This window comes from Actinocrinis sp., from assembly GCF_035650855.1.
Lineage (GTDB): Bacteria > Actinomycetota > Actinomycetes > Streptomycetales > Catenulisporaceae > Actinocrinis.
Genome location: NZ_DASRGV010000060.1, coordinates 1 through 19,000 on the forward strand (window position 1 = coordinate 1; position 19,000 = coordinate 19,000).

Here is a 19,000-nt window from a genome sequence, read left to right on the forward strand (position 1 = left end):
AGCAGACCGCGGCACGGCTACTGCTGGCCCGTGCGTACTACCACACCGCTCAGCTGCGGCGGGCCGAGGAGCAACTGCGCGAGGTGATCGCACGCGACCCGGTCGAGCACTACGCCTATCTCATGCTCGGCCGCACGCTGCAACGCCAGGGGCGCCACGAGGAGGCGAAGCCCTGGCTGCGCATGGCCGCCGCCTTCTCGAGCGAGCTGCCGGACAGCTGACGATGCGTCTGAAGAATTTTCGCGCGAGCCTGTAGTAGAGCGGCCGGCCCGTTCGTCATGGAGATGGAAACGGCGAAAGACGCCACCCGAGCTACCCGCGAACGGAGCAGACTGATGAAGTATCTGATGCTGGTGTGTGTGGACCCGGACCTCGCCCCGGGGGCGGCCGAGGGCGCGCCGGACGTCGAGGACTGGGTCGCCGAGATGGACGGCAAGGGCATCCGGCTGATGGGCGACCGGGTGCGGCCGGGCAGCGACGCGACCACGGTGCGCGTGCGCAACCGCGAGGTGCTGCTCACGGACGGCCCGTACGCCGAGACCAAGGACCTGATCGCCGGGTTCGACGTGCTCGAGTGCGCTGATCTGGACGAGGCCGTCGAGGTCGCGTCCCGGCACCCGATGGCCTGGGCCGGCGTGATCGAGCTGCGGCCGTTCTGGGTCGAGGGCTGAGCCGCCCGGCGCGCGGCGGACGGGCGGACGGGCTGCGGGCGATGACCAGCGAATCGGCGAGCGAGTTCATCGCCGGGATCTACGCCGACGGGTGGAGCCGGATCGTGGCCACCATGATCCGGTTCACCGGCGGCGACTGGGACCTGGCCGAGGAGTGCGCGCAGGACGCCTTCACTCAGGCGCTGCGCACGTGGCCTGCGGACGGTGTGCCGCGCCAGCCGTTGGCGTGGCTCACCGCCGCCGCCCGCAACCGCGCCGTCGACCGGATGCGCCGAGCTTCGACCGAGTCGGCGAAGATCAGAGCGTGGGCGGCGATGGAGCAGCAGCAGCCTGTGCCCTACACCAGGGACAGCGAGATCCCGGACGAGCGGCTTGAGCTCGTGTTCACCTGCTGCCATCCGGCGCTCAACCTCGACGCCCAGGTGGCGCTGACGCTGCGAGCCCTGGCCGGGATGAGCACCGCCGACATCGCGCGCGCGTTCCTCGTGCCGGAGCGCACGATGGGCCAGCGCATCTTCCGCGCCAAGCAGAAGGTCGCGCACGCGGTGATCCCGTTGCGCGTGCCGCCGGCGCACCTGCTGCCAGAACGGTTGCCGGGCGTCCTGCACGTGCTTTATCTGCTCTACAACGAGGGCTACGGCGATCAGGAGCACAAGGCCCAGCTGAGCCGGGAGGCGATCCGGCTCGCTCGCGTGCTCGCGGCGCTGATGCCGGACGAACCCGAGGCGCACGGCATGCTCGCGCTGATGCTGCTGCACGACGCGCGGCGCCCGTCACGCGTAGACGCCGGCGGCGAGCTGGTGACCCTGCGGGATCAGGACCGCTCCCGGTGGGATCGGGACCAGATCGCCGAGGGCGGCGCGATCCTCGAACGCGCGCTGCGCCGGCGCCGGGCCGGTCCGTTCCAGATCCAGGCGGCGATCGCGGCATGCCACGCGACCGCGCCCTCCGCGGCGCAGACCGACTGGCCGCAGATCGTCGGGTTGTACGAGCAGCTGGCCCGGATCGCCCCGAGCGCGATCGTGGACCTGAACCACGCCGTCGCGCTGTCAATGGCGCAGGGCCCTGAGGCGGCGCTGCCGCTGGTCGACGCGATCGTCGAGTCGGGCCGGCTCGACGGCTACTACCTGTTACACGCCACTCGCGCCGACCTGCTGGATCGCCTCGGCCGCACGGCCGAGGCCGACGCGTGCCTGCGCACCGCGCTCGCGCTGGCCCCGACCGAAGCGGAACGCCGCCTGCTCAACCAGCGGCTCACGGCACGCTGAGCACGGTCCGGACGCGGACCGGACACTGTCCGGACACAGCCCGGACCCGGACTGAATCAGCGCACGGTGATGGATCCGCCGGCTGAGCGGCGCTGCAGGCCGGCGCGTGTCGGCAGGCCCTCCCAGTCACCGTGTGTGCCGACCGTGCACGCGGCGGCCACCGCACCCCAGCGCAGGCGCTCAGTGAGGGAGAGTCCGTCGCAGCGCGCGGCGAGGTATCCGGCCGTGAAGCTGTCTCCGGCGCCGATGGCGTCCACGACGCGGGCGGGGAGGGCCGGCTGCTCGCACCGGCTGCCGTCGGCGGTGGCCGCGAGCGCACCGTCGGCGCCGCGCTTGACCACGACTTCGGCCGGTCCCAGCGCGACGAGTTCGCGGGCGGCGCGCGAGGGGTCGGTCTCATCGGTCACGAGCGCGAGCTCGTCGTCTCCGACGAACAGCAGGGCGATCCGCGGCAGCAGTTCCTTGACGAAGGCGGCCAGGCCGGCGCTTCCGGGCAGGGTGCTGCGATAGTTCACGTCGAACGAGACCGGGATCCCGGCCCGCCTCGCCAGCTCGGCCAGGTGCCGGACGGCCTCGCCGCAGCTCTCGCTCAGCGCCGGGGTGATACCGGTGAGGTGGACGAGGTCGAGGTCGGCAACGGCCGAGAGCGCGGCTTCGACGTCGGCGGGGGAAAGGCGCGATCCGGCGCTGTGTTCGCGGTAGTAGCTGACGCGCGTGTAGTCGGCCGTCCTCAGCTCGCGGATCATGAATCCGGTCGGCCGCCCGGGATCGACGCGCGCGAAGCGGGTGTCCACCCCTTCCGCGGCCAGATCGCGCAGCACCCGGGCACCGAGTTCGTCCTCGCCCACGACGCCGACCCAGACCGCCTCGTGCCCGAGGCGGCGCAGGCCGATCGCGACGGTCGACTCGGCGCCCGCGGTGGAGAGCCGCAGCTCCCGCGCGGTGCGCAGCGGATCTCCGGTTTCCGTGACGGCGACACCCATGGTCTCGCCGATCGTCAGCACTCTGCTCACGGTTCACAGCTCACAGATGACAACTCTCGCTACCACTCGGCCAGGCTGCCATCATCGTGCCGCCAGATCGGCGTGCGCCACTCATAGTCGTGCTCGGCGGCCCAGGTCGCCGCCTGCTCGATCGCCTTCGCGTCCACCTCGATGCCCAGGCCCGGACCGGCCGGCCGCTCCACCCAGCCGTCGCGGTACTCGAACACGGCCGGGTCGGTCAGGTAGTCCAGCAGGTCCGAGCCCTGGCCGTTGTAGTGGATGCCCAGGCTCTGCTCTTGCACCAGCAGGTTCGGTATCGCGAAGTCCACCTGCAGCGCCGAGGCCAGCGCCACCGGGCCGAGCGGGCAGTGCGGGGCCAGGAACGCGTCGTGCGTCTCGGCCTGCGCGGCGATCCGGCGCACCTCGGAGATGCCGCCGGCGTGCGAGATGTCCGGTTGCGCCACCGCGATGCCGGCCTCGAAGGCGGCGCGGAAGTCCCAGCGCGAGTACAGCCGCTCGCCGGTCGCGATCGGGATCGAGGTGCACTGCACGATCGAGGCCAGGTTCGCCGAGTACTCCGGCAGGATCGGCTCCTCGACGAACATAGGCGCCAGCGGTTCGAGCAGCGGCAGCAGCCTGCGGGCCATCGGCGTGGAGACCCGGCCGTGAAAGTCGATCGCGATGTCACGCGTCGGGCCGAGCACCTCGCGCACCGCCGCCACCCTGCGCACCACCTGGTCCACGGCAGCGGGCGTGTCGATCGGCCGCAGCTGCGCCGAGGCGTTCATCTTGATCGCGGTGAAACCCTGCTCCGCCTTGCGCGCAGCCTGCTCGGCCACGTCCTGCTCGCCGTCGCCGCCGATCCACGAGTAGACGCGCACCCGGTCACGCAGCGGTCCGCCAAGCAGTTCGTGCACCGGCACGCCGCGCGCCTTGCCCGCGATATCCCACAGCGCCTGGTCGATCCCGCCGACCGCCGAGGCCAGTACCGCGCCGCCGCGGTAGAACCCGGCCTTCGTCAGCACCTGCCAATGCGCCTCGATCCGCAGCGGATCGGCGCCGACCAGCAGCTCGGCGAGTTCGCCGACGGCCGCCGCGACCGTGCGCACCCGGCCTTCCAGCGCGGGCTCGCCCCAGCCGGTCACGCCCTCGTCGGTGTCGATGCGCACGAACAGCCAGCGCGGCGCCACCGCGTACGTCGTGACAGCTGTGATCTTCATGCGCCCGCTCCCCCCGCCGCGCGCAGAGCCGCTCGGGCCCGCTGCGTCATCGCCTCCACCGCCGCCACCGCCGCCGCCTCGTCCTCCTCGCCTGGCGCGGTGCGCCCGGCCAACTCGCCGCCGAGCGCGACCGCGAAGGCCCCCGCGTTCAGCCAGTCCTGGATCCGGGCCACCGAAACGCCTCCGGTCGGCACGAAGCACTCGGTGCCGAACGGGCCTCGCAGCTCCCTGAGATACTGCTCGCCGAGCGCGCCGGCCGGGAACAGCTTGAAGAACTGCGCTCCGGCCTTGCGCGCGGCCAGCACCTCGGTGCCGGTCATCACGCCGGGCAGCGGTTCCAGCCCGGCGTCCAGCGCGGCGGTGACCACGTCCCGGTCGAAGCCGGGGCTGACCACGAACCGGCCGCCGATGGCGGCCAGCCGCCGCACCTGCCGCGGGTCGGTCACCGTGCCCGCGCCGACCACCAGCCGCGGCCTCGTCGCGGCGGCGCGTTCGATCGCGTCCCACGATCCCGGGGTGTCCACGGTGACTTCCAGCACCCTGATCCCGCCGTCGGCCAGCGCGCCGATCGCCGCGGAGACGTCGCCGCCTTCGCGGTACCGCAGGATCGCCATGACGCGGTCCCGGCCGAGCACCTCGCGCAGCTCGCTGGACCGCGGCGCCGGCCGCGGGTCCTCGTCCCAGTCGGTGTCAGAGTTCGTCATCGCGGCAGGCCGAACGCTCGCAGGCCCCTGCGACGCTGCTGGATCACCACGGCGACGACCAGCAGGGCGCCCTGGGCGATGTCCTGCCAGAACGAGTTGACGTCGAGGATCGTCAGCCCGTTCTGCAACACGCCGAGCAGGATCACCGCGATGACCGTGCCGGAGATGCCGCCCTTGCCGCCTTGCAGCGCCACGCCGCCGAGGGCCGCCGCGGTGATGGACTGCAGCTCAAGGCCCTGGCTTCCGGAGGTCGGCTGGCCCGAGCCGGTGCGCGCGGTCAGCAGGATGCCGGCGATGGCGGCCACGAAGCCGGCCAGCACATAGCAGCCCACGACGTATCGGTTGATGTTGATCCCGGCCAGCCGCGCGGCGGTCGAATTGCCGCCGATCGCGTAGATGTTGCGGCCGATATCGGTGTAGCGCAGCATCAGGTGCACCAGCAGCGCCACGATGATCAGAACCCAGACCAGGATCGGGATGCCCAGGCCGCTGCCGCGGGCGATGAACACGAAGGTCGAGTCGGTGCCGGTGTAGCCCTGCGCGCGGCCGTTGGAGATCAGGTTGGCCAGGCCGCGCAGCGCCGAGTACGTCGCCAGGGTCGCGATCACCGCGTTGACCCGGCCGTACACGATCACCACGCCGTTGAGCACGCCGACCGCGATACCGACCGCCAGCCCGACCAGGATGCCGAACGCGGCGCTCGACGCGCTGGTGAACACCATCGCGGAGACGACGGAGGTCAGGCCCGCCGCCGAGCCGACCGAGATGTCCAGGCCGCCGAGCAGCATGACCACGGTCTGCACCACGGCCAGGATGCCGACGATGGCCACCGTGGTGCCGATGGTCTTGACGTTCTCGATCAGGAAGAAGTTCGAGTTCTGCGAGCCGATCACCGCGCACAGCACGGCCAGCGCGACGATCAGGCTCAGGTTCTGCACGCCCACGGCGTCGAGGGCGCGGCGCAGCGCGCCGGGCCGGCGGCTCGGTTCTGGCCGGGTCGCGGCGGCCGGGCTCTCGGTCTGTGTCATCGGTCGGCTCCGGTAGCAGGGGTCAGGTCTTCGGCCATGGCCAGGGCCAGGACCCGTTCTTCGGTGGCCTCGGACCGCGCCAGCCGGCCGGTCACCCGGCCGCCCTGCATGACCACTATCCGGTCGCAGAGGCCGAGCAGTTCGGGCAGCTCGGAGGAGATGACCAGCAGGGCCATCCCCTCGGCGGCGAGGTCGTTGACGATGGAGTAGATCTCCGCCTTGGCGCCCACGTCGACGCCGCGGGTCGGCTCGTCCAGGATCAGCACCCTGGGGCGGCGGGCCAGCCAGCGCGCCAGCACGGTCTTCTGCTGGTTGCCGCCGGACAGGGTGCCGACCTCCTGCTCGATCGAGGAGGCGCGTACGGACAACTGCTGGACGTATTTGCGCGCCACCTCGCGTTCGGCGCCGCGCTTGACGACGCGCAGCCGGGAGATGCGCCGCAGGATCGCCAGGGAGACGTTGTCGCGGATCGAGCGGTGCAGCAGCAGCGCCTGCGCCTTGCGTTCCTCGGGTGCGAACCCGATGCCGGCGCGCAGTGCGTCGCCGGGGCCGCGCAGCCGCAGCGGCTTGCCGGCGACCTCGACCGTGCCCGCGTGGATCGGTACCGCGCCGACGAGGGCGAGCGCCAACTCGGACCGGCCCGCACCGACCAGTCCGCCGAGCCCGACCACTTCGCCGGCGCGTACCTCGATGCTCACGTCGCGTACGTCGCCGGTGGTCACGCCGCGCACCGCGAGCACCACCTCACGCTGTTCGATTTCACCGCGCTCGCGCGGGTCGCGGGTGAACATGTCGGCCAGGTCGCGGCCGACCATCATCCGCACCAGCTCCGCCTCCCGGGTCTCGCAGACCCGCCGGTCGCCGACGTAGCGGCCGTCGCGCAGGACGGCCACGCGGTCGGCGATGGCGAAGATCTCCGGCATCCGGTGCGAGACGTACACCACCGCCACTCCCTCGTCGCGCAGCCGCCGGATCAGGCTGAACAGCGCGTCGACTTCGTGGTCTGAGAGCGAGGAGGTCGGTTCGTCGAAGGCGATCACCCGCACGTCGCCGGTCAGTGCGCGCAGGATCTCGACCAGCTGCCGCTGGGCCGCGGACAGCGCCGAGCCCGGCGTGCGTGGGTCGAGCATGCTGGCGAAGCCGTACCGGTCGATGTCCGCGCGAACCTGGTCGATCAGTGTGCGCTTGTCGATGATGCGGCCGCGTTTCGGCAGCGCGCCGAGATATATGTTCTCTGCGACGGACACGTGCGGGACGATCTCAGGCTCCTGCTGGACGACTCGCAGTCCCGCCTTGTGCGCGGAGATCGGCGAGCCGAAGGCGACCGGTTCGCCGTCGAGCAGCAGCCGTCCGGTGTCCGGAGCGTGCTCGCCGGACAGGACCCGCAGCAGCGTGGACTTGCCGGCGCCGTTCTCGCCCATCAGCGCGAGCACCTCGCCGGCGCGCACGTCCAGGCTCACCTCGGCCAGCGCCCGCACCGGGCCGAAGGACTTGCCGATCCCCTCGGCCCGCAGCCGGGAGGCGGCCGGCGGCTGTCCGTCAGAGCGCTGATCCGCTAGCTGCACTGCACGCCCGCCTGCACGAAGTTGGTCGCGTCGACCATGGTGGTCTTGGCGATCGACTTGGCGGGCAGCGCCTTGCCGTCGCGGATCTTGCCGACCAGCACGTCGACCGCGGTGGCGCCGACCGCGCGCCCGTCGATGAACAGCGCCGCCTTGTTGCCCGAGTCCTTCTTCGCGGCCCAGTCCTTGCAGGTCAGGTACGCGCCGAGGCCGACGCCGTCGATGTTCGCGGGAGCCACGCCGCTGTTCTGCAGCGCGGTGACCGCGCCGGTCTCGCTCTCGTCGTTGCAGCCCCAGACCACCCAGTGCTTGACGCCCGGGTTGGCGGTGATCGCGGCGCCGGTCTTGTTCTGCGCGTCGACCACCGAGTTGTCGGTGCCGATCTTCACGATCTGCGGGCTGGCGTCCGCGGCCGCGGCGAAGCCGGCCTCCTCGCCCTGCTCGCGCTGCTGGCAGTCGGACAGGTCCTGCTGGTAGGCGGCCAGGATCCTGGTGTCGGCGGCCGACCAGCCGTACTGCTTGAACAGCTTGCCGGCCTCGGTGCCGACCGAGGTGCCCATCTGCACCGAGTCGAAGCCGACGAACGGCGCGGGCTGCCCGGAGCCGTTGCTGATCGGGTCGTCGCTGGCCACCAGGGGGATCGCCCCGGCCGAGTCGATGACCTGCGGGCCGATCTTCTGGTCCGGCACCACGATGGCGATGCCGTCGACCTGCTGGCCGACCTCGGTGCTCATCGCGCTGATCGCCTGGTTCGAGTCCGTGCCCAGGTCGACGGTCACGATCTTGACGTCGCCGAGCTTGGCCGCCTCGGCCTTGGCGCCGTTGGCCTCGTCGATGAAGTACTGCTGGTCGCCCTGCTTCTGCAGGTAGGCGATGGTGATCTGGCCGCTCTTCGGGGCGGCGGCGGCACCGGTGCTGCTCGCCGCGGCCTTGCCGTTGGAGCAGCCGGCCAGCGCGAGCGAGGCGGCGATGCCCGCCGCGGCTGTGCCCACGAACGTCCTTGTCCGCACTGTCTTGACTCCGATTTCTGAGGTGGGGGTGCCGGTGGAGCTGGGGAAGGTGTTGACGCGCCCCGTCCCGACGAGTGTCGGACGCGGCGGCCGAGCAGTCAAGATTTATTCATAAATAATTCGTACTCCTGGCCGATTCCGGCTTGGACGATCACGCGCCAGGCCGTCCGCGCGCCGGAGGCGAGGGGATCGAGGTTCGCGAACGCGGCGGCGGGATCGTCGTGCACGCCGAACGCGGGCTCGATCGCGACGTGCCGCAGCGGAGGGTCGCCCCAGCCGCCGAGGTTGAGCCACAGCCCGAAATGAAGGCAGGTCGAGTCCGCGACCTTCCAGGCAAGCCACTCGCCGGCGCTGTCGTCGACGACGGCCACGACGTCCGGCAGCGGCGGCTCCAGCCACAACTTGGCCGCCCGCCCAACCGTGTCAGCGAGCGAGATCTCGGTGGCCGGCCCCGTGGCCGACTCCGCGTCCACCGCGCCGCCGATCAGGTCATCGAACGCTGAGTCATCGCGCTCGCCGTCGCGGTACGCGCTGTCCACACGTAGCCGCACCGGCGACGAACTGACGATGCGCATGCGTTCGTGCGCCGCGAGCAGCATGTGCTGCGCCCAAGCCCAGGCGAGAGGCTCGTCACCGAGGTTCTCCAGTCGGTACCCGATTCGCAGCGCGTTGTGCCGATGCGAGCCTTCTGTCGTCGCGATCTCGCGCTCGAAGCGGTATCCGCGCCCTTCCGGCTCGACCGCCCCGGCCAGCGAGTCAGGGGACTGCGTCATCCACGGCAGCCGCCAGACGTCGCCGTGATCCTGCAAGCCGCCGTCCATCGCGGCGCCGATGTTCGGGAAGCACTCGTCCCAGCCCGAGCAGTCCAGCCGCGCCCAGTCCTGACCAGGCTCCGGGGCCGCGAGCGGCCGGACGGGCGCGGCCAGCCACTCACGGCCGGCCGCGCCGAAACGCAGGCTGCTGACTTTCCCGCCCAGTTCGGGCTTCCATTGCAGCCGCGCGCCGTCGCTCACCGTTTCACCCCGGATCCCTTAGGCCGCCGGGAGCGTCGCGACCGAGACCTCAGCCGCCGAGGCGTAACCGTTGGCGCCGGCCGTCGCGGCCAGCCGCACGTAGCGCGCCCGCGTTGGGGCGATCTGCACCGACTTGAGCAGCGCGTCCTGGCTCCAGGTCCCGGCCGGCGCGGCGGCAGTGAACGTCACTGCGTCGGTGCTGACCTCGACCGTGTAGCCGGTGATCGTGCCGGTGATGTCGCCGTCGAGTCGAGGCTGGTAGGTCAGACCCGTGACGGTCTGCACCGAGCCGAGGTCCACGGTCAGCGCGATCGGCAGCGGGTCGTGCACCGGGCTGAACTGCGAGTGCCACAGGGTTGTGACATCGCCGTCGACCGCGTTGGACGCCGGGTAGCCGTTGTTCGCACTCGTCGCGGTGGCGCTCAGCGTGACGGGCTCGGCGAAGTGCGGCCACGGTCCGCTCGGCACGGTCGCGACCGGCGCGCCGCAGGCGATCCGCAGGCCGCCCCAGTCGGTGCGGTCGTTGTAGCCGCCGTCGCCGCCGTCACCGACCATCAGGCTGAGGACCTTCGCAGAGCCCAGATTCACCGAGACCTCGTGCGTGGCGGCGCGGGTGACCGGGCCGCTGTCGTAGAGCTTCACGCCGTCGCCGTAGACCTGGAAGGTGGCCGTGCCGCCGCTCGGATCGAAGTTCGCCGAGTCGTCGATGCCCACGGTCGCGGTCAGCGTCGTGCAGTTGCCGCCGGTGTAGTAGTCGATCGTGGAGGGCGAGGCGGTTCCGACGCCGGTCGGGTAGGTCACGCCGTGCATCACCAGCGGTCCGCCGCCCGCGTCGTCGCGGTCGACGCGCGGCACGAGGTAGCCGCTGGCCGCGTCGAGCCACGCGTGGTGGCTGAGCGGCACGGTGCCGGAGGGCGGTGCGGACGGCACCTGCACGGTACCGGCGCCGCTCGCGCCCAGGGTCCTGAGACCGCTGTCGCTGTACCAGCTGTACGAGGCGGTCGCAGTGAGCTGATCCGGTCCGGGCATGGTGCCCTCAGGGACGGTGACCTGCCACGCTCCGGACAGCGATTGCCCGGTACCGAGCCGACTCACATGGGTCGGCTCGCTGCTGGTCGCGGTCCAGCCGGCCGGAAGGTTCAGCGCCAGCTTGACGTCGACGATCGGACTACGGCCGTTGTTGGCGAAGCTGGCGGTCACCGGGAAGCTGTCGCCGGGGGCCACCAGCGGCAACTGCGCCTTGGCGGTCGGCGTGATGCTGGCCGGGGACAGTGTCGTCGAGGGCTGCGTTTCACCGATGGCGGTGGCGCGCGAGACGCGCAACAGCACGACGCTGTGGCCGGGCACGGTCGCGGAGATCGCGCCGGCGGTTTCCGTCGTCGAGTGCTGCCACAGGTCGCGCAGCGCGTACGCGCCGGCCGTCGGCAGGCCTGCCTGCCGAGCGGTGGTCGAGATCTGCTGCGGCGCGGCGCCGCGGTTGAACAGCGCGACGGCGTAGTCGCCGCCGGACAGCGGCTTGGCCCACACCTGCGCGTCTCCGGCGGCCGAGGTCCAGATCGCGGCGCCCTGGACGCCGAGCGGATCCTGGTCCACGGCGAGCACTTCGCGGTTGGTCAGCGCACTGAGGCTGGCGGCGGACAGCGTGCGCACGTCGCCGCCGATGATCAGCGGCGCCGCGACCATCGACCACATGGAGAACTGGGCCTGGAACTCGTTGCCGGAGAAGCCGAGGCCGGGGGCGAGGTAGTCGGGGTCGTTCCAGTGTCCGGGACCGGCGGCCTCGGGGTGCGCGGCGTCCGCGTCGAGGTTGCGCAGCATGTCAGAGTACTGAACATTGTTCGGGAAGCCGATGTCGGTGTCGGTGCGCCAGGAGTTGCCGGTGCTCGGGCCGAACTTGTACGAGTCATAGGCCGAGCGGCCGGGCGCGGCGCCGGTCTCGGGGATGAACGGGTTGCAGATGTTGAACAGCATCGGCCGGTGGCTGCTGTTGTTCAGCAGCGCGTCGCGGAACTGCCCGTAGGCGGCGGCCGGGTCGAGGCCCTGCTGCTCGCCGCCGCAGAAGTCGACCTTGACCGCGTCGTATCCCCACGCGGCGAAGGTGTTCACGTCCTGCTGGTAGCGGCCGTAGCTGCCCTGGTTCGGGCCGCCGCAGCCATTGCGGCCGGAATCGGTGTAGATGCCCGCCTTCAGGCCCTTGGCGTGGATGTAGTCGGCGACGGCCTTCATTCCGTCCGGCCACTGCGCCGAGCTGACGGTGATGTCGCCGCCGGCGTCGCGGGTGCCGCTCCACCAGCCGCCGTCGATCCACACGTAGTCGTAGCCGGCTGCCGCAAGGCCCTTGCTGACGAGGGCGTCGGCCTCGGCCTTGATGGTCGCCTCGTCGAAGCCGGAGCCGAGGCCGTAGTAGGTGTTCCAGCCCTGATAGGGAGTCTTCGCCAGGTCGTTGATCGGCGGCGTGGTGTTCGCACCGATGGGCGCGCCGCGGTAGGTGGCGGCGGCCGGGGCAGCGGTGTCGTGGGCGGCCGAGGTCGGCCCGGCCACGCCGAGCAGCGCCGCCGAGGCGACCAGCACGACGCCCGCCGGACCCCTCCCCCGGCGTCTCCACCTGGGCGCCGCGCCCGCCGGCGCAGCGCGTCGCGATCGCAAGGGTATCAGCATCCTGCGTACTCCTGCCTGTGGTGAGGGCTTCCCGACCCGCGCGGATTTCCGCATTATTAACGAATTAAACTGGGGCCGTCAACGGCCGCCGCCGACCCGCCCGAAGATCCGGCCGCGGTTGCCAGCGCGACCCGCGAACTGCAAAACTTGTCATAATTAATCCGAAGGGACCGCCGTGCAGACACGCCGCTTCGAGGGCCGCACCGCCCTGGTGACCGGGGCTTCCTCCGGAATCGGCGCAGCCACGGCCCGCCGGTTCGCGGCGGAGGGCGCGTCGGTCGTCCTGGCCGACATCGCCGACGAGCCCGGCCGGCAGATCGCCAAGTCGATCACCGCGGACGGCGGCGACGCCGAGTACATCCACTGCGACACGTCCAGCGGCGCCGACTGGGCAGCCGTACGTGACCGCGTCCGCGAGCGCCACGGCCGCCTCGACGTGCTCAACCACAACGCGTACTACTTCAAGTCGGCCAAGCTGCTCGACCTCGAACTCGCCGACTGGCACCGCCAGCTCGATGTGGCGCTGACCGGCGCGTACCACGGCATGCGCGCCTTCCTGCCGATGCTGCAGGAGGTCAGGGGCAACGCCGTGTTCACCTCGTCCGTGCACGCGAACTTCGGCCTGCCCGACCACCCCGCCTACGCGGCGGCGAAGGGCGCGCTGGTCTCGCTGGCGCGCCAGCTGTCGGTCGAATACGCCCCCGAAGTACGGGTGAACGCCCTGCTTCCGGGACCTATCCTGACTCCGGCGTGGGATGACATCGACGAGGCCGGCCGGGCGCTGAGCGTCAGCGCGACCCCTGCTGGACGGCTGGGCCGCCCCGACGAGGTCGCCGCGGCGATCGCGTTCCTCGCCTCCGCGGACGCGTCGTTCGTCAACGGCGCGAGCCTGGTGGTGGACGGCGGCTGGAGCGTCGCGAAGGCCTCCGCCTAGCCGGCGGGAGCGGGCGCGTAGGAAATCCAAGCTCGAGCAGTTGCCCGAGTCAGGCGAACGGAGCGGTAAGGATCTGATGAGCAGCTACCAGGGCCGCGGGCTTCACGGTCAGGTCGTCGAGCAGCTGGGCGAACGCATCGTCGGCGGCGTGTACCCCGAGGGCGCGCCGGTGTTCTCCGAGCAGCTTGAGCGCGAGTTCGACGTCAGCAAGACGGTCGTGCGCGAGGCGCTCAAGGTGCTGGCCGCCAAGGGCCTGGTGGAGAGCCGGCAGAAGCGGGGCACGGTGATCCGGCCGCGCGAGGCGTGGAATCTGCTCGACGCGGACGTGCTGCGCTGGCAGGGCCGCGAGGCGCCGAACTTCGTGTTCCTGGAGAACCTGGCGGAGGTGCGCGGCATCGTCGAACCCGCGGCCGCCCGCCTCGCCGCCGAGCGCCGCACCGAGGACGACCTGGCCGAGCTGGACTCGGCCCTGGCCGCGATGGCCGCGGCGGTGCACACGCCCGACGCGATGGTCGACGCCGACCTGCGCTTCCACCGCGCGCTGCTCAACGCCGCGCACAACGAGGTGCTCAGCCGCATGGAGGTCATCCTGGCCGCCGGGCTGCAGGTGCGCGACCGGTTCGTGCACCACAGCCGGCACGGCTCGGACCCGATGCCCTCGCACCGCGCCCTGCTCGACGCGATCCGCGACGGCGACGCGCGCGCCGCCGGCCTCACCGTCGAGGCGCTGCTCGCCCAGGCCGCGGCCGACCTCGCCCAAGTGCGCGAGCACGCGGAGGGCACCACCAAACGCACTGGCCGCGCGCCCGCTCGGCGAAGCAGAAGCGCCGCCTGAGCGATCGCATCAACACTGCCGCATCAACTCGGCCACATCAACACTGCAGCATCAACTCGGCCACATCAGACCATGCACCTGCGACAGAAGAGCCCTGATTTTCACACGGTCCGCCGGGTGGCAAAAAGAAAGGGCAAGGAGACCTCTCCTCGCCACTCTTAACTTATACCGCACCGGGGGGCTTGCGGCAAGGCCGGGGCCAGGGCGCAGAATCGTCGGGCACCGCCGCCACTTGCGGTAATGGCGGCGCGATATGCGTGTGTTGTCATCGACGTACGGGGAATCGCAGTGATTGAACAGCTTGTGTTGGATCTTCGCGAGGTCGACGAGACGCGGGTCGCGCTCGTCGGCGGCAAGGGCGCGCACCTGGGCGCCTTGTCGCGGATCGAGGGCGTCCGCGTGCCGGGCGGGTTCTGCGTGACAACGGACGCCTTCCGTGGCGCCGTGGCGCAAGCGCCGTCGATCGACAGCTTGCTCGATCAGCTATCGCGGCTGAACTCGGACGACGGGGAGTCCATCCGCGCACTCAGCGCGCAGATTCGCCAGACCATCGAGGGGATCGCCGTCGCGGGCGATCTCGCGGAAGCGATCACCGACGCGGTCGCGCGACTCGGCGAGCAAACCGCCTACGCCGTCCGGTCGAGCGCGACAGCAGAGGACCTGCCGACAGCCTCCTTTGCCGGGCAGCAGGACACGTACCTGAACGTCATCGGGGCGGCGGCGATCCTCCGGCACGTCAGCCGGTGCTGGGCCTCGCTGTTTACCGAGCGGGCCGTGACGTATCGCCAGCGCAATGGGATCGACCACCGCGCGGTCCACATGGCCGTGGTCGTGCAGCGGATGGTCTTCCCGCAGGCGGCGGGCATCCTGTTCACGGCCGATCCCGTCACGGGCAACCGGAGGGTCGCCACCGTGGACGCCGGCTTCGGCCTCGGCGAGGCGCTGGTCTCCGGCCTGGCGAACCCGGACGTCTTCAAGGTGCGCGACGGTGAAGTCGTCGCCAAGACGATCGCCGTCAAAGAGCGCGCCGTTCGCGCCCTGCCCACCGGCGGTACGCACGCAGCGCCGGTCGACGCGCAGCAGCGGGAGCAGCCTGCGCTGACGGATGCTCAGGTCGTGCAGCTCGTGCAGCTCGGCCGGCGGATCGAGGCGCATTTCGGCCGGCCGCAGGACATTGAGTGGTGCCTGGTCGACGGCGGCTTCCAGATCGTCCAGAGCCGGCCGATCACGACGCTCTTCCCCATCCCCGAGAGCGGCGACCAGGAGAATCACGTCTACGTCTCGGTCGGTCATGGGCAGATGATGACCGACCCGATGAAGCCGCTGGGGATTTCCGTGTGGCAGCTGACAGCCCTGGTGTCGATGCCCGAAGCCGGCGGGAGGCTGTTCGTCGACGTCACCCCGCGCCTGGCCTCGCCCGCGAGCCGCGCCGGACTGCTGGAGCTGACGGGAAGAGGCGACCCGCTGATGCGGGACGCCCTGGAGACCGTCCTCGAGCGCGGCAATTTCGTCCCCTCCCGCCCGGACGCCGGTCCTGGTGCCGGCGGTCCTCGTGCCGGCGGTCCGCCGACCAGCGGCGCATCGCTGCCCGCCGAGGCCGATCCGGCCATCGTCAGCGAGCTGATCGAGCGCAGTGAGGCGTTCATCGCCGCCTTGCAGCGCGACATCCCGACGAAGAGCGGACCAGCGCTGTTCGACTTCCTCCTGGAAGCCTTCGACGAGCACAAACGCATCCTCACCGACCCGGTGAACTTCCAGGCGATCATGGCGGGCATGGAGGCCACGTGGTGGCTCAACGACAACCTGCAGGAGTGGCTGGGCGAGAGGAACACGGCTGACACGCTCACCCTGTCCGCTCCCGGCAACGTGACCTCGCAGATGGGCCTGGCGCTGCTCGACGTCGCCGACGTGATCCGTCCGCTGCCGGAGGTGGTCGCGTTCCTGCAGGGCGTCGAGGACGAAGGCTTCCTGGACGAGCTGCCGAAGCTCCCCGGTGGGACCGAAGCGCGCGACGCCATCACGGCCTACCTCGACCGGTACGGCATGCGCTGCACCGGCGAGATCGACATCACCAGGCCGCGTTGGCGCGAGCGCCCCACCACGCTCGTGCCCGCGATCCTCGACAACGTCAGGAACTTCGAGCCGGGAGCCGCAAAGCGGCGCTTCGAGCAGGGAGAGCTCAAGGCCCGGGAGAAGGAACAGGACGTGCTCTCGCGCCTGCGGGCGCTGCCGGACGGGGACCACAAGGCCGACCAGACCAAGCGGATGATCGACCAGGTCCGAGCCTTCATCGGGTACCGGGAGTACCCGAAGTACGCCATCATCAGCCGCTACTTCGTCTACAAGCAGGCCTTGCTGCGGGAGGCCGAGCGCCTTGTACGCGCCAACGTGATTCGCGAGACGGACGACATCTTCTACCTCACGTTCCAGGAGCTCCACGACGTCGCGCGCACGAACCAGGCAGATGATCAGCTCATCCGGCAACGCAAGGAGGAGTTCCGCTCGTACCACGCGCTCACTCCGCCGCGAGTGCTCACCTCGGAGGGCGAGGCCATCACCGGGGCGTATCGGCGCGACGACGTGCCGGCCGGCGCCCTGATCGGCTTGCCGGTCTCGGCCGGCACCGTCGAGGGCAGGGCGCGTGTCATCCTCGACATGGCGCAGGCCGACCTCGAAGCGGGCGACATCCTGGTCACCACGTTCACGGACCCCAGCTGGTCGCCGCTGTTCGTCGGCATCGCGGGCCTGGTCACGGAGGTGGGCGGCCTGATGACCCACGGCGCGGTGATCGCGCGGGAGTACGGCTTGCCGGCCGTCGTGAGCGTGGAGCAGGCTACGCGGCTGATCCGGGATGGGCAGCGGATCCGCGTGCACGGAACCGACGGATTCATCGAGATCCTGTCTTGACCGCGGGCGCCCTTTCTCGTGCTCGCCGAAACGAACATATGAGAATGTGAACCGACGCCGGAACGGAGCCGCCACGGTCACGCGCGAGTCGACCTACCACCGCGACACCGCGACGTGGGTGGCGTTTGCGGCCCTGTTCGCCTTCGGCATCCTCAACGCGGCGCTCGGTCCGGCCCTCCCGTATCTTCGCCAGACCGAGCACACCTCCTACCTTGTCGGTGCGCTGCATCAGGTCGCCTACTCCATCGGCGGCATGATGGCCGGAATTCAGGCCATCCGCTCGAACGCGCCGCGACGGCGGACGATCGTCTTCGGCCTGAGCGGCGCCGCGGTCGCCAGCCTGCTGCTCGGCTACGGCCGGCTGTTGCCTGTGACCGCGGCCGCCGCCCTGCTGATCAGCGCCCTCAATACGGTGGCGCTGATCCGGCTCTGGGCGCTGCTCGCGGATCTGCACCACCGCGACCGCGCCGTGGCGATGACCGAGGGCGAAGTCGCCGTCAGTTTCGCCGGAATCATCACACCGGCGGTGATCAGCGCCTGCGCCGCGACGGCACTCGGCTGGCGGTTCTCCTTCGTGATCGCCTTCGTCCTCGTCGGCGCCGCGGCGGTCGGCGTGGCCATGACGCGCCTACCGGATCCGGCCAGCCAGCAGACCCCTGATACCACCGAGACGTCCGAGACCACCGAATCCAGCACCCCCACCGCCGCTGGCGAAGCAACGCACTCACACCGGCGCACCCTCACCACGATCTTCGCGATCGTCGGCCTCGAATTCACCCTCAGCTTCTGGGCCGCCAGCTACCTGCACGACGACGTGGGCATCGCCCAAGACACCGCGGCCGGCCTGGTCAGCGGCCTCTATGCCGCCAACCTCGTCGGCCGGGTGCTGGTCAGCCGGCTCGCCCGCACGCTCTCCGCGACGATCGTGCTGCGGCTTTCGCTCGCCACGGCCCTCGCGGGCTGCCCGATCCTGCTCGCCGCGGACAACACCGCGGCGGCGATGCTCGGGCTCGCGGTGGCCGGCATCGGGATCGGCGGCACCTTCCCGCTGGCCTCCTCCCTGCACGTCGCCGCCAGCGGCCGCTCGGCCGATCAGGCCCTGGGCCAGATCCTCACGATCGCCGGCATCGGCCAGATCACCGGTCCGCTCGCCGCCGGGGCGCTCGCCCAGACCGCTGACCTGCGCCTGGGCCTGCTCGTCATGCCCGCCCTCATCCTCCTGGCTGGCGCCACGACCTTTTCCGCCCGCGCCCGGCGCTCCGGCTGAGCAGGGACGAACGCGGGCGGCGCGGTCACGCGGCGTCGATCGAGCGCAGCCGCGGCAGCAGCTCGGCCAGCTGTTCGGCTTGGGCGACGTGCTGCGGGCCGTTGACGATCAGCAGCGGCTCGGTGATGCCGATCCGGGCGAACTCCTCGACGGTGCGCAGCAGGCCGTCGGCGTCGCCGGAGAACCGGATCTGCACGGAGCGGCGGATCCGCGCCGGGTCGCGGCCGAGGTCGGCGCAGTGCCGGTCGAGGATCGCCGAGGATTCGGCGACGGCGGCGGGCTCGCCGTCGGCCGCATTCCACACGTCCGCGTACTGCGCGGCCATGCGCAGCGTGCGCTTCGGCCCGCTGCCGCCGATCCAGATCGGGGGATGCGGCCGCTGCACCGGCTTCGGCTCGGCGACCGCGTCCTCGAGCCGGTAGTGCTTGCCGTGGAACGTGGTGGTCGGCTCGCTCCACAGCGAGGTGATGATCTGCAGCGTCTCCTCGAGCCGGTCCGCCCGGTCCGCCACGGTGCCGAAGGGCAGCCCGAGCATGGTGTGCTCGTTCTCGGCCCATCCCGCTCCGATGCCGAACTCGAGCCGCCCGCCGGAGAGGTGGTCCACGGTCACCGCCATCTTCGCCAGCACGCCGGGGTGCCGGTACGTGTTGCCGGTGACCGAACACCCGATGCGTACCCGCTTGGTCAGCGACGCCATGCCGGCGAGCATCGTCCACGCCTCGAAGATGTCCAGCGTGTCCTCGGGTCCGAGGCTGGCGAAGTGGTCCATGATCCAGCAGTGGTCGAAGCCGGCCTCGTCGGCGATCTGCCACACGCGCTTGAGCACGTCGATCGTGACGCCCTGGCTTACCTTGATCCCGAAACGAAGATTCCCCATGCGGTCCGTCCTACCGCATCGGGCAGCAGCGGCGGAAGATCCGGCTCGCCGCGCCCGGTTTCA

At 71.0% G+C, this 19,000-nt stretch carries 16 protein-coding genes and 1 pseudogene; 7 read left to right on the forward strand and 10 right to left on the reverse strand.

All coding sequences use genetic code 11. The features are described 5' to 3' along the window. The 3 genes from VFB40_RS04780 to VFB40_RS04790 all read left to right on the forward strand — a co-directional run. A partial coding sequence (locus VFB40_RS04780) for a tetratricopeptide repeat protein (RefSeq protein WP_324848049.1) occupies window positions 1–221 on the forward strand: 221 nt, incomplete at its 5' end. Window positions 222–335: 114 nt separating this feature from the next. Beyond that, window positions 336–671 (forward strand): YciI family protein, encoded by a 336-nt coding sequence (locus VFB40_RS04785; RefSeq protein ID WP_324848050.1) that lies wholly within the window; start codon window positions 336–338, stop codon window positions 669–671. A gap of 41 nt (window positions 672–712) precedes the next feature. Further along, on the forward strand, window positions 713–1,939 hold the full coding sequence (locus VFB40_RS04790) for an RNA polymerase sigma factor (RefSeq protein WP_324848051.1): 1,227 nt from the start codon (window positions 713–715) through the stop codon (window positions 1,937–1,939). A 56-nt stretch (window positions 1,940–1,995) separates the two neighbouring features. Here VFB40_RS04790 and VFB40_RS04795 read toward each other — a convergent pair whose 3' ends face one another. The 9 genes and pseudogenes from VFB40_RS04795 to VFB40_RS04830 all read right to left on the reverse strand — a co-directional run bounded on the left by VFB40_RS04795 (window position 1,996) and on the right by VFB40_RS04830 (window position 12,030). Then, a complete protein-coding gene (locus tag VFB40_RS04795) occupies window positions 1,996–2,952 on the reverse strand; it encodes a sugar kinase (RefSeq protein WP_324848052.1) in 957 nt (318 codons plus the stop codon). Between the two features lie 29 nt (window positions 2,953–2,981). After that, window positions 2,982–4,142: a galactonate dehydratase gene (gene dgoD, locus VFB40_RS04800; protein ID WP_324848053.1), complete on the reverse strand. Its 1,161-nt coding sequence runs from the start codon at window positions 4,140–4,142 to the stop codon at window positions 2,982–2,984. Then, window positions 4,139–4,846: a bifunctional 4-hydroxy-2-oxoglutarate aldolase/2-dehydro-3-deoxy-phosphogluconate aldolase gene (locus VFB40_RS04805; protein ID WP_324848054.1), complete on the reverse strand. Its 708-nt coding sequence runs from the start codon at window positions 4,844–4,846 to the stop codon at window positions 4,139–4,141. Before VFB40_RS04805 ends, dgoD begins: the two co-directional genes overlap by 4 nt. Continuing rightward, complete coding sequence (locus VFB40_RS04810; RefSeq protein WP_324848055.1) at window positions 4,843–5,874, reverse strand: ABC transporter permease; 1,032 nt, start codon at window positions 5,872–5,874, stop codon at window positions 4,843–4,845. The genes VFB40_RS04805 and VFB40_RS04810 overlap by 4 nt, the downstream gene beginning before the upstream one ends. After that, window positions 5,871–6,797 carry an ATP-binding cassette domain-containing protein gene (locus VFB40_RS28755; protein WP_414642041.1) on the reverse strand — a complete coding sequence of 309 codons (927 nt, stop codon included), beginning with the start codon at window positions 6,795–6,797 and terminating at the stop codon, window positions 5,871–5,873. Before VFB40_RS28755 ends, VFB40_RS04810 begins: the two co-directional genes overlap by 4 nt. 102 nt (window positions 6,798–6,899) lie before the next feature. After that, a pseudogene (locus VFB40_RS28760) lies at window positions 6,900–7,343 on the reverse strand (ATP-binding cassette domain-containing protein); the annotation flags it as partial. An 86-nt stretch (window positions 7,344–7,429) separates the two neighbouring features. After that, window positions 7,430–8,428 carry a substrate-binding domain-containing protein gene (locus VFB40_RS04820; protein WP_324848057.1) on the reverse strand — a complete coding sequence of 333 codons (999 nt, stop codon included), beginning with the start codon at window positions 8,426–8,428 and terminating at the stop codon, window positions 7,430–7,432. Window positions 8,429–8,544: 116 nt separating this feature from the next. Beyond that, complete coding sequence (locus VFB40_RS04825; protein ID WP_324848058.1) at window positions 8,545–9,459, reverse strand: hypothetical protein; 915 nt, start codon at window positions 9,457–9,459, stop codon at window positions 8,545–8,547. 18 nt (window positions 9,460–9,477) lie between these two features. After that, window positions 9,478–12,030: an NPCBM/NEW2 domain-containing protein gene (locus VFB40_RS04830; RefSeq protein ID WP_324848059.1), complete on the reverse strand. Its 2,553-nt coding sequence runs from the start codon at window positions 12,028–12,030 to the stop codon at window positions 9,478–9,480. Window positions 12,031–12,292: 262 nt separating this feature from the next. On the opposite strand from VFB40_RS04830, the gene VFB40_RS04835 reads away from it, so the two are divergent. The 4 genes from VFB40_RS04835 to VFB40_RS04850 all read left to right on the forward strand — a co-directional run bounded on the left by VFB40_RS04835 (window position 12,293) and on the right by VFB40_RS04850 (window position 18,060). Then, window positions 12,293–13,051, forward strand: coding sequence for an SDR family NAD(P)-dependent oxidoreductase (locus VFB40_RS04835; protein WP_324848060.1), 759 nt, complete (start codon window positions 12,293–12,295; stop codon window positions 13,049–13,051). A gap of 76 nt (window positions 13,052–13,127) precedes the next feature. Beyond that, window positions 13,128–13,886, forward strand: a complete 759-nt coding sequence (locus VFB40_RS04840) for a FadR/GntR family transcriptional regulator (protein ID WP_324848061.1) — start codon at window positions 13,128–13,130, stop codon at window positions 13,884–13,886. Window positions 13,887–14,174: 288 nt separating this feature from the next. Continuing rightward, window positions 14,175–16,793 (forward strand): rifamycin-inactivating phosphotransferase, encoded by a 2,619-nt coding sequence (gene rph, locus VFB40_RS04845; protein WP_324848062.1) that lies wholly within the window; start codon window positions 14,175–14,177, stop codon window positions 16,791–16,793. Between the two features lie 46 nt (window positions 16,794–16,839). Continuing rightward, entirely contained in the window at window positions 16,840–18,060 is a 1,221-nt protein-coding gene (locus tag VFB40_RS04850) for an MFS transporter (protein WP_324848063.1), read from the forward strand. Window positions 18,061–18,085: 25 nt separating this feature from the next. Here the strand turns inward: VFB40_RS04850 and VFB40_RS04855 are convergent, their stop codons facing one another. Then, the gene (locus VFB40_RS04855) at window positions 18,086–18,937 is read right to left on the reverse strand and encodes an LLM class F420-dependent oxidoreductase (RefSeq protein ID WP_324848064.1); all 852 of its coding nucleotides are present in this window, start codon (window positions 18,935–18,937) and stop codon (window positions 18,086–18,088) included. Window positions 18,938–19,000: the final 63 nt, after the last annotated feature.

What these genes read in the sequence shown, in the direction of transcription:
- VFB40_RS04785 (WP_324848050.1), top strand. Translation starts at nt 336, where the DNA reads ATGAAGTATCTGATGCTGGTGTGTGTGGACCCGGACCTCGCCCCGGGG.
- VFB40_RS04810 (WP_324848055.1), bottom strand. Translation starts at nt 5,874, where the DNA reads ATGACACAGACCGAGAGCCCGGCCGCCGCGACCCGGCCAGAACCGAGC.
- VFB40_RS28755 (WP_414642041.1), bottom strand. Translation starts at nt 6,797, where the DNA reads ATGCCGGAGATCTTCGCCATCGCCGACCGCGTGGCCGTCCTGCGCGAC.
- VFB40_RS04840 (WP_324848061.1), top strand. Translation starts at nt 13,128, where the DNA reads ATGAGCAGCTACCAGGGCCGCGGGCTTCACGGTCAGGTCGTCGAGCAG.
- dgoD (WP_324848053.1), bottom strand. Translation starts at nt 4,142, where the DNA reads ATGAAGATCACAGCTGTCACGACGTACGCGGTGGCGCCGCGCTGGCTG.
- VFB40_RS04790 (WP_324848051.1), top strand. Translation starts at nt 713, where the DNA reads ATGACCAGCGAATCGGCGAGCGAGTTCATCGCCGGGATCTACGCCGAC.
- VFB40_RS04805 (WP_324848054.1), bottom strand. Translation starts at nt 4,846, where the DNA reads ATGACGAACTCTGACACCGACTGGGACGAGGACCCGCGGCCGGCGCCG.
- VFB40_RS04855 (WP_324848064.1), bottom strand. Translation starts at nt 18,937, where the DNA reads ATGGGGAATCTTCGTTTCGGGATCAAGGTAAGCCAGGGCGTCACGATC.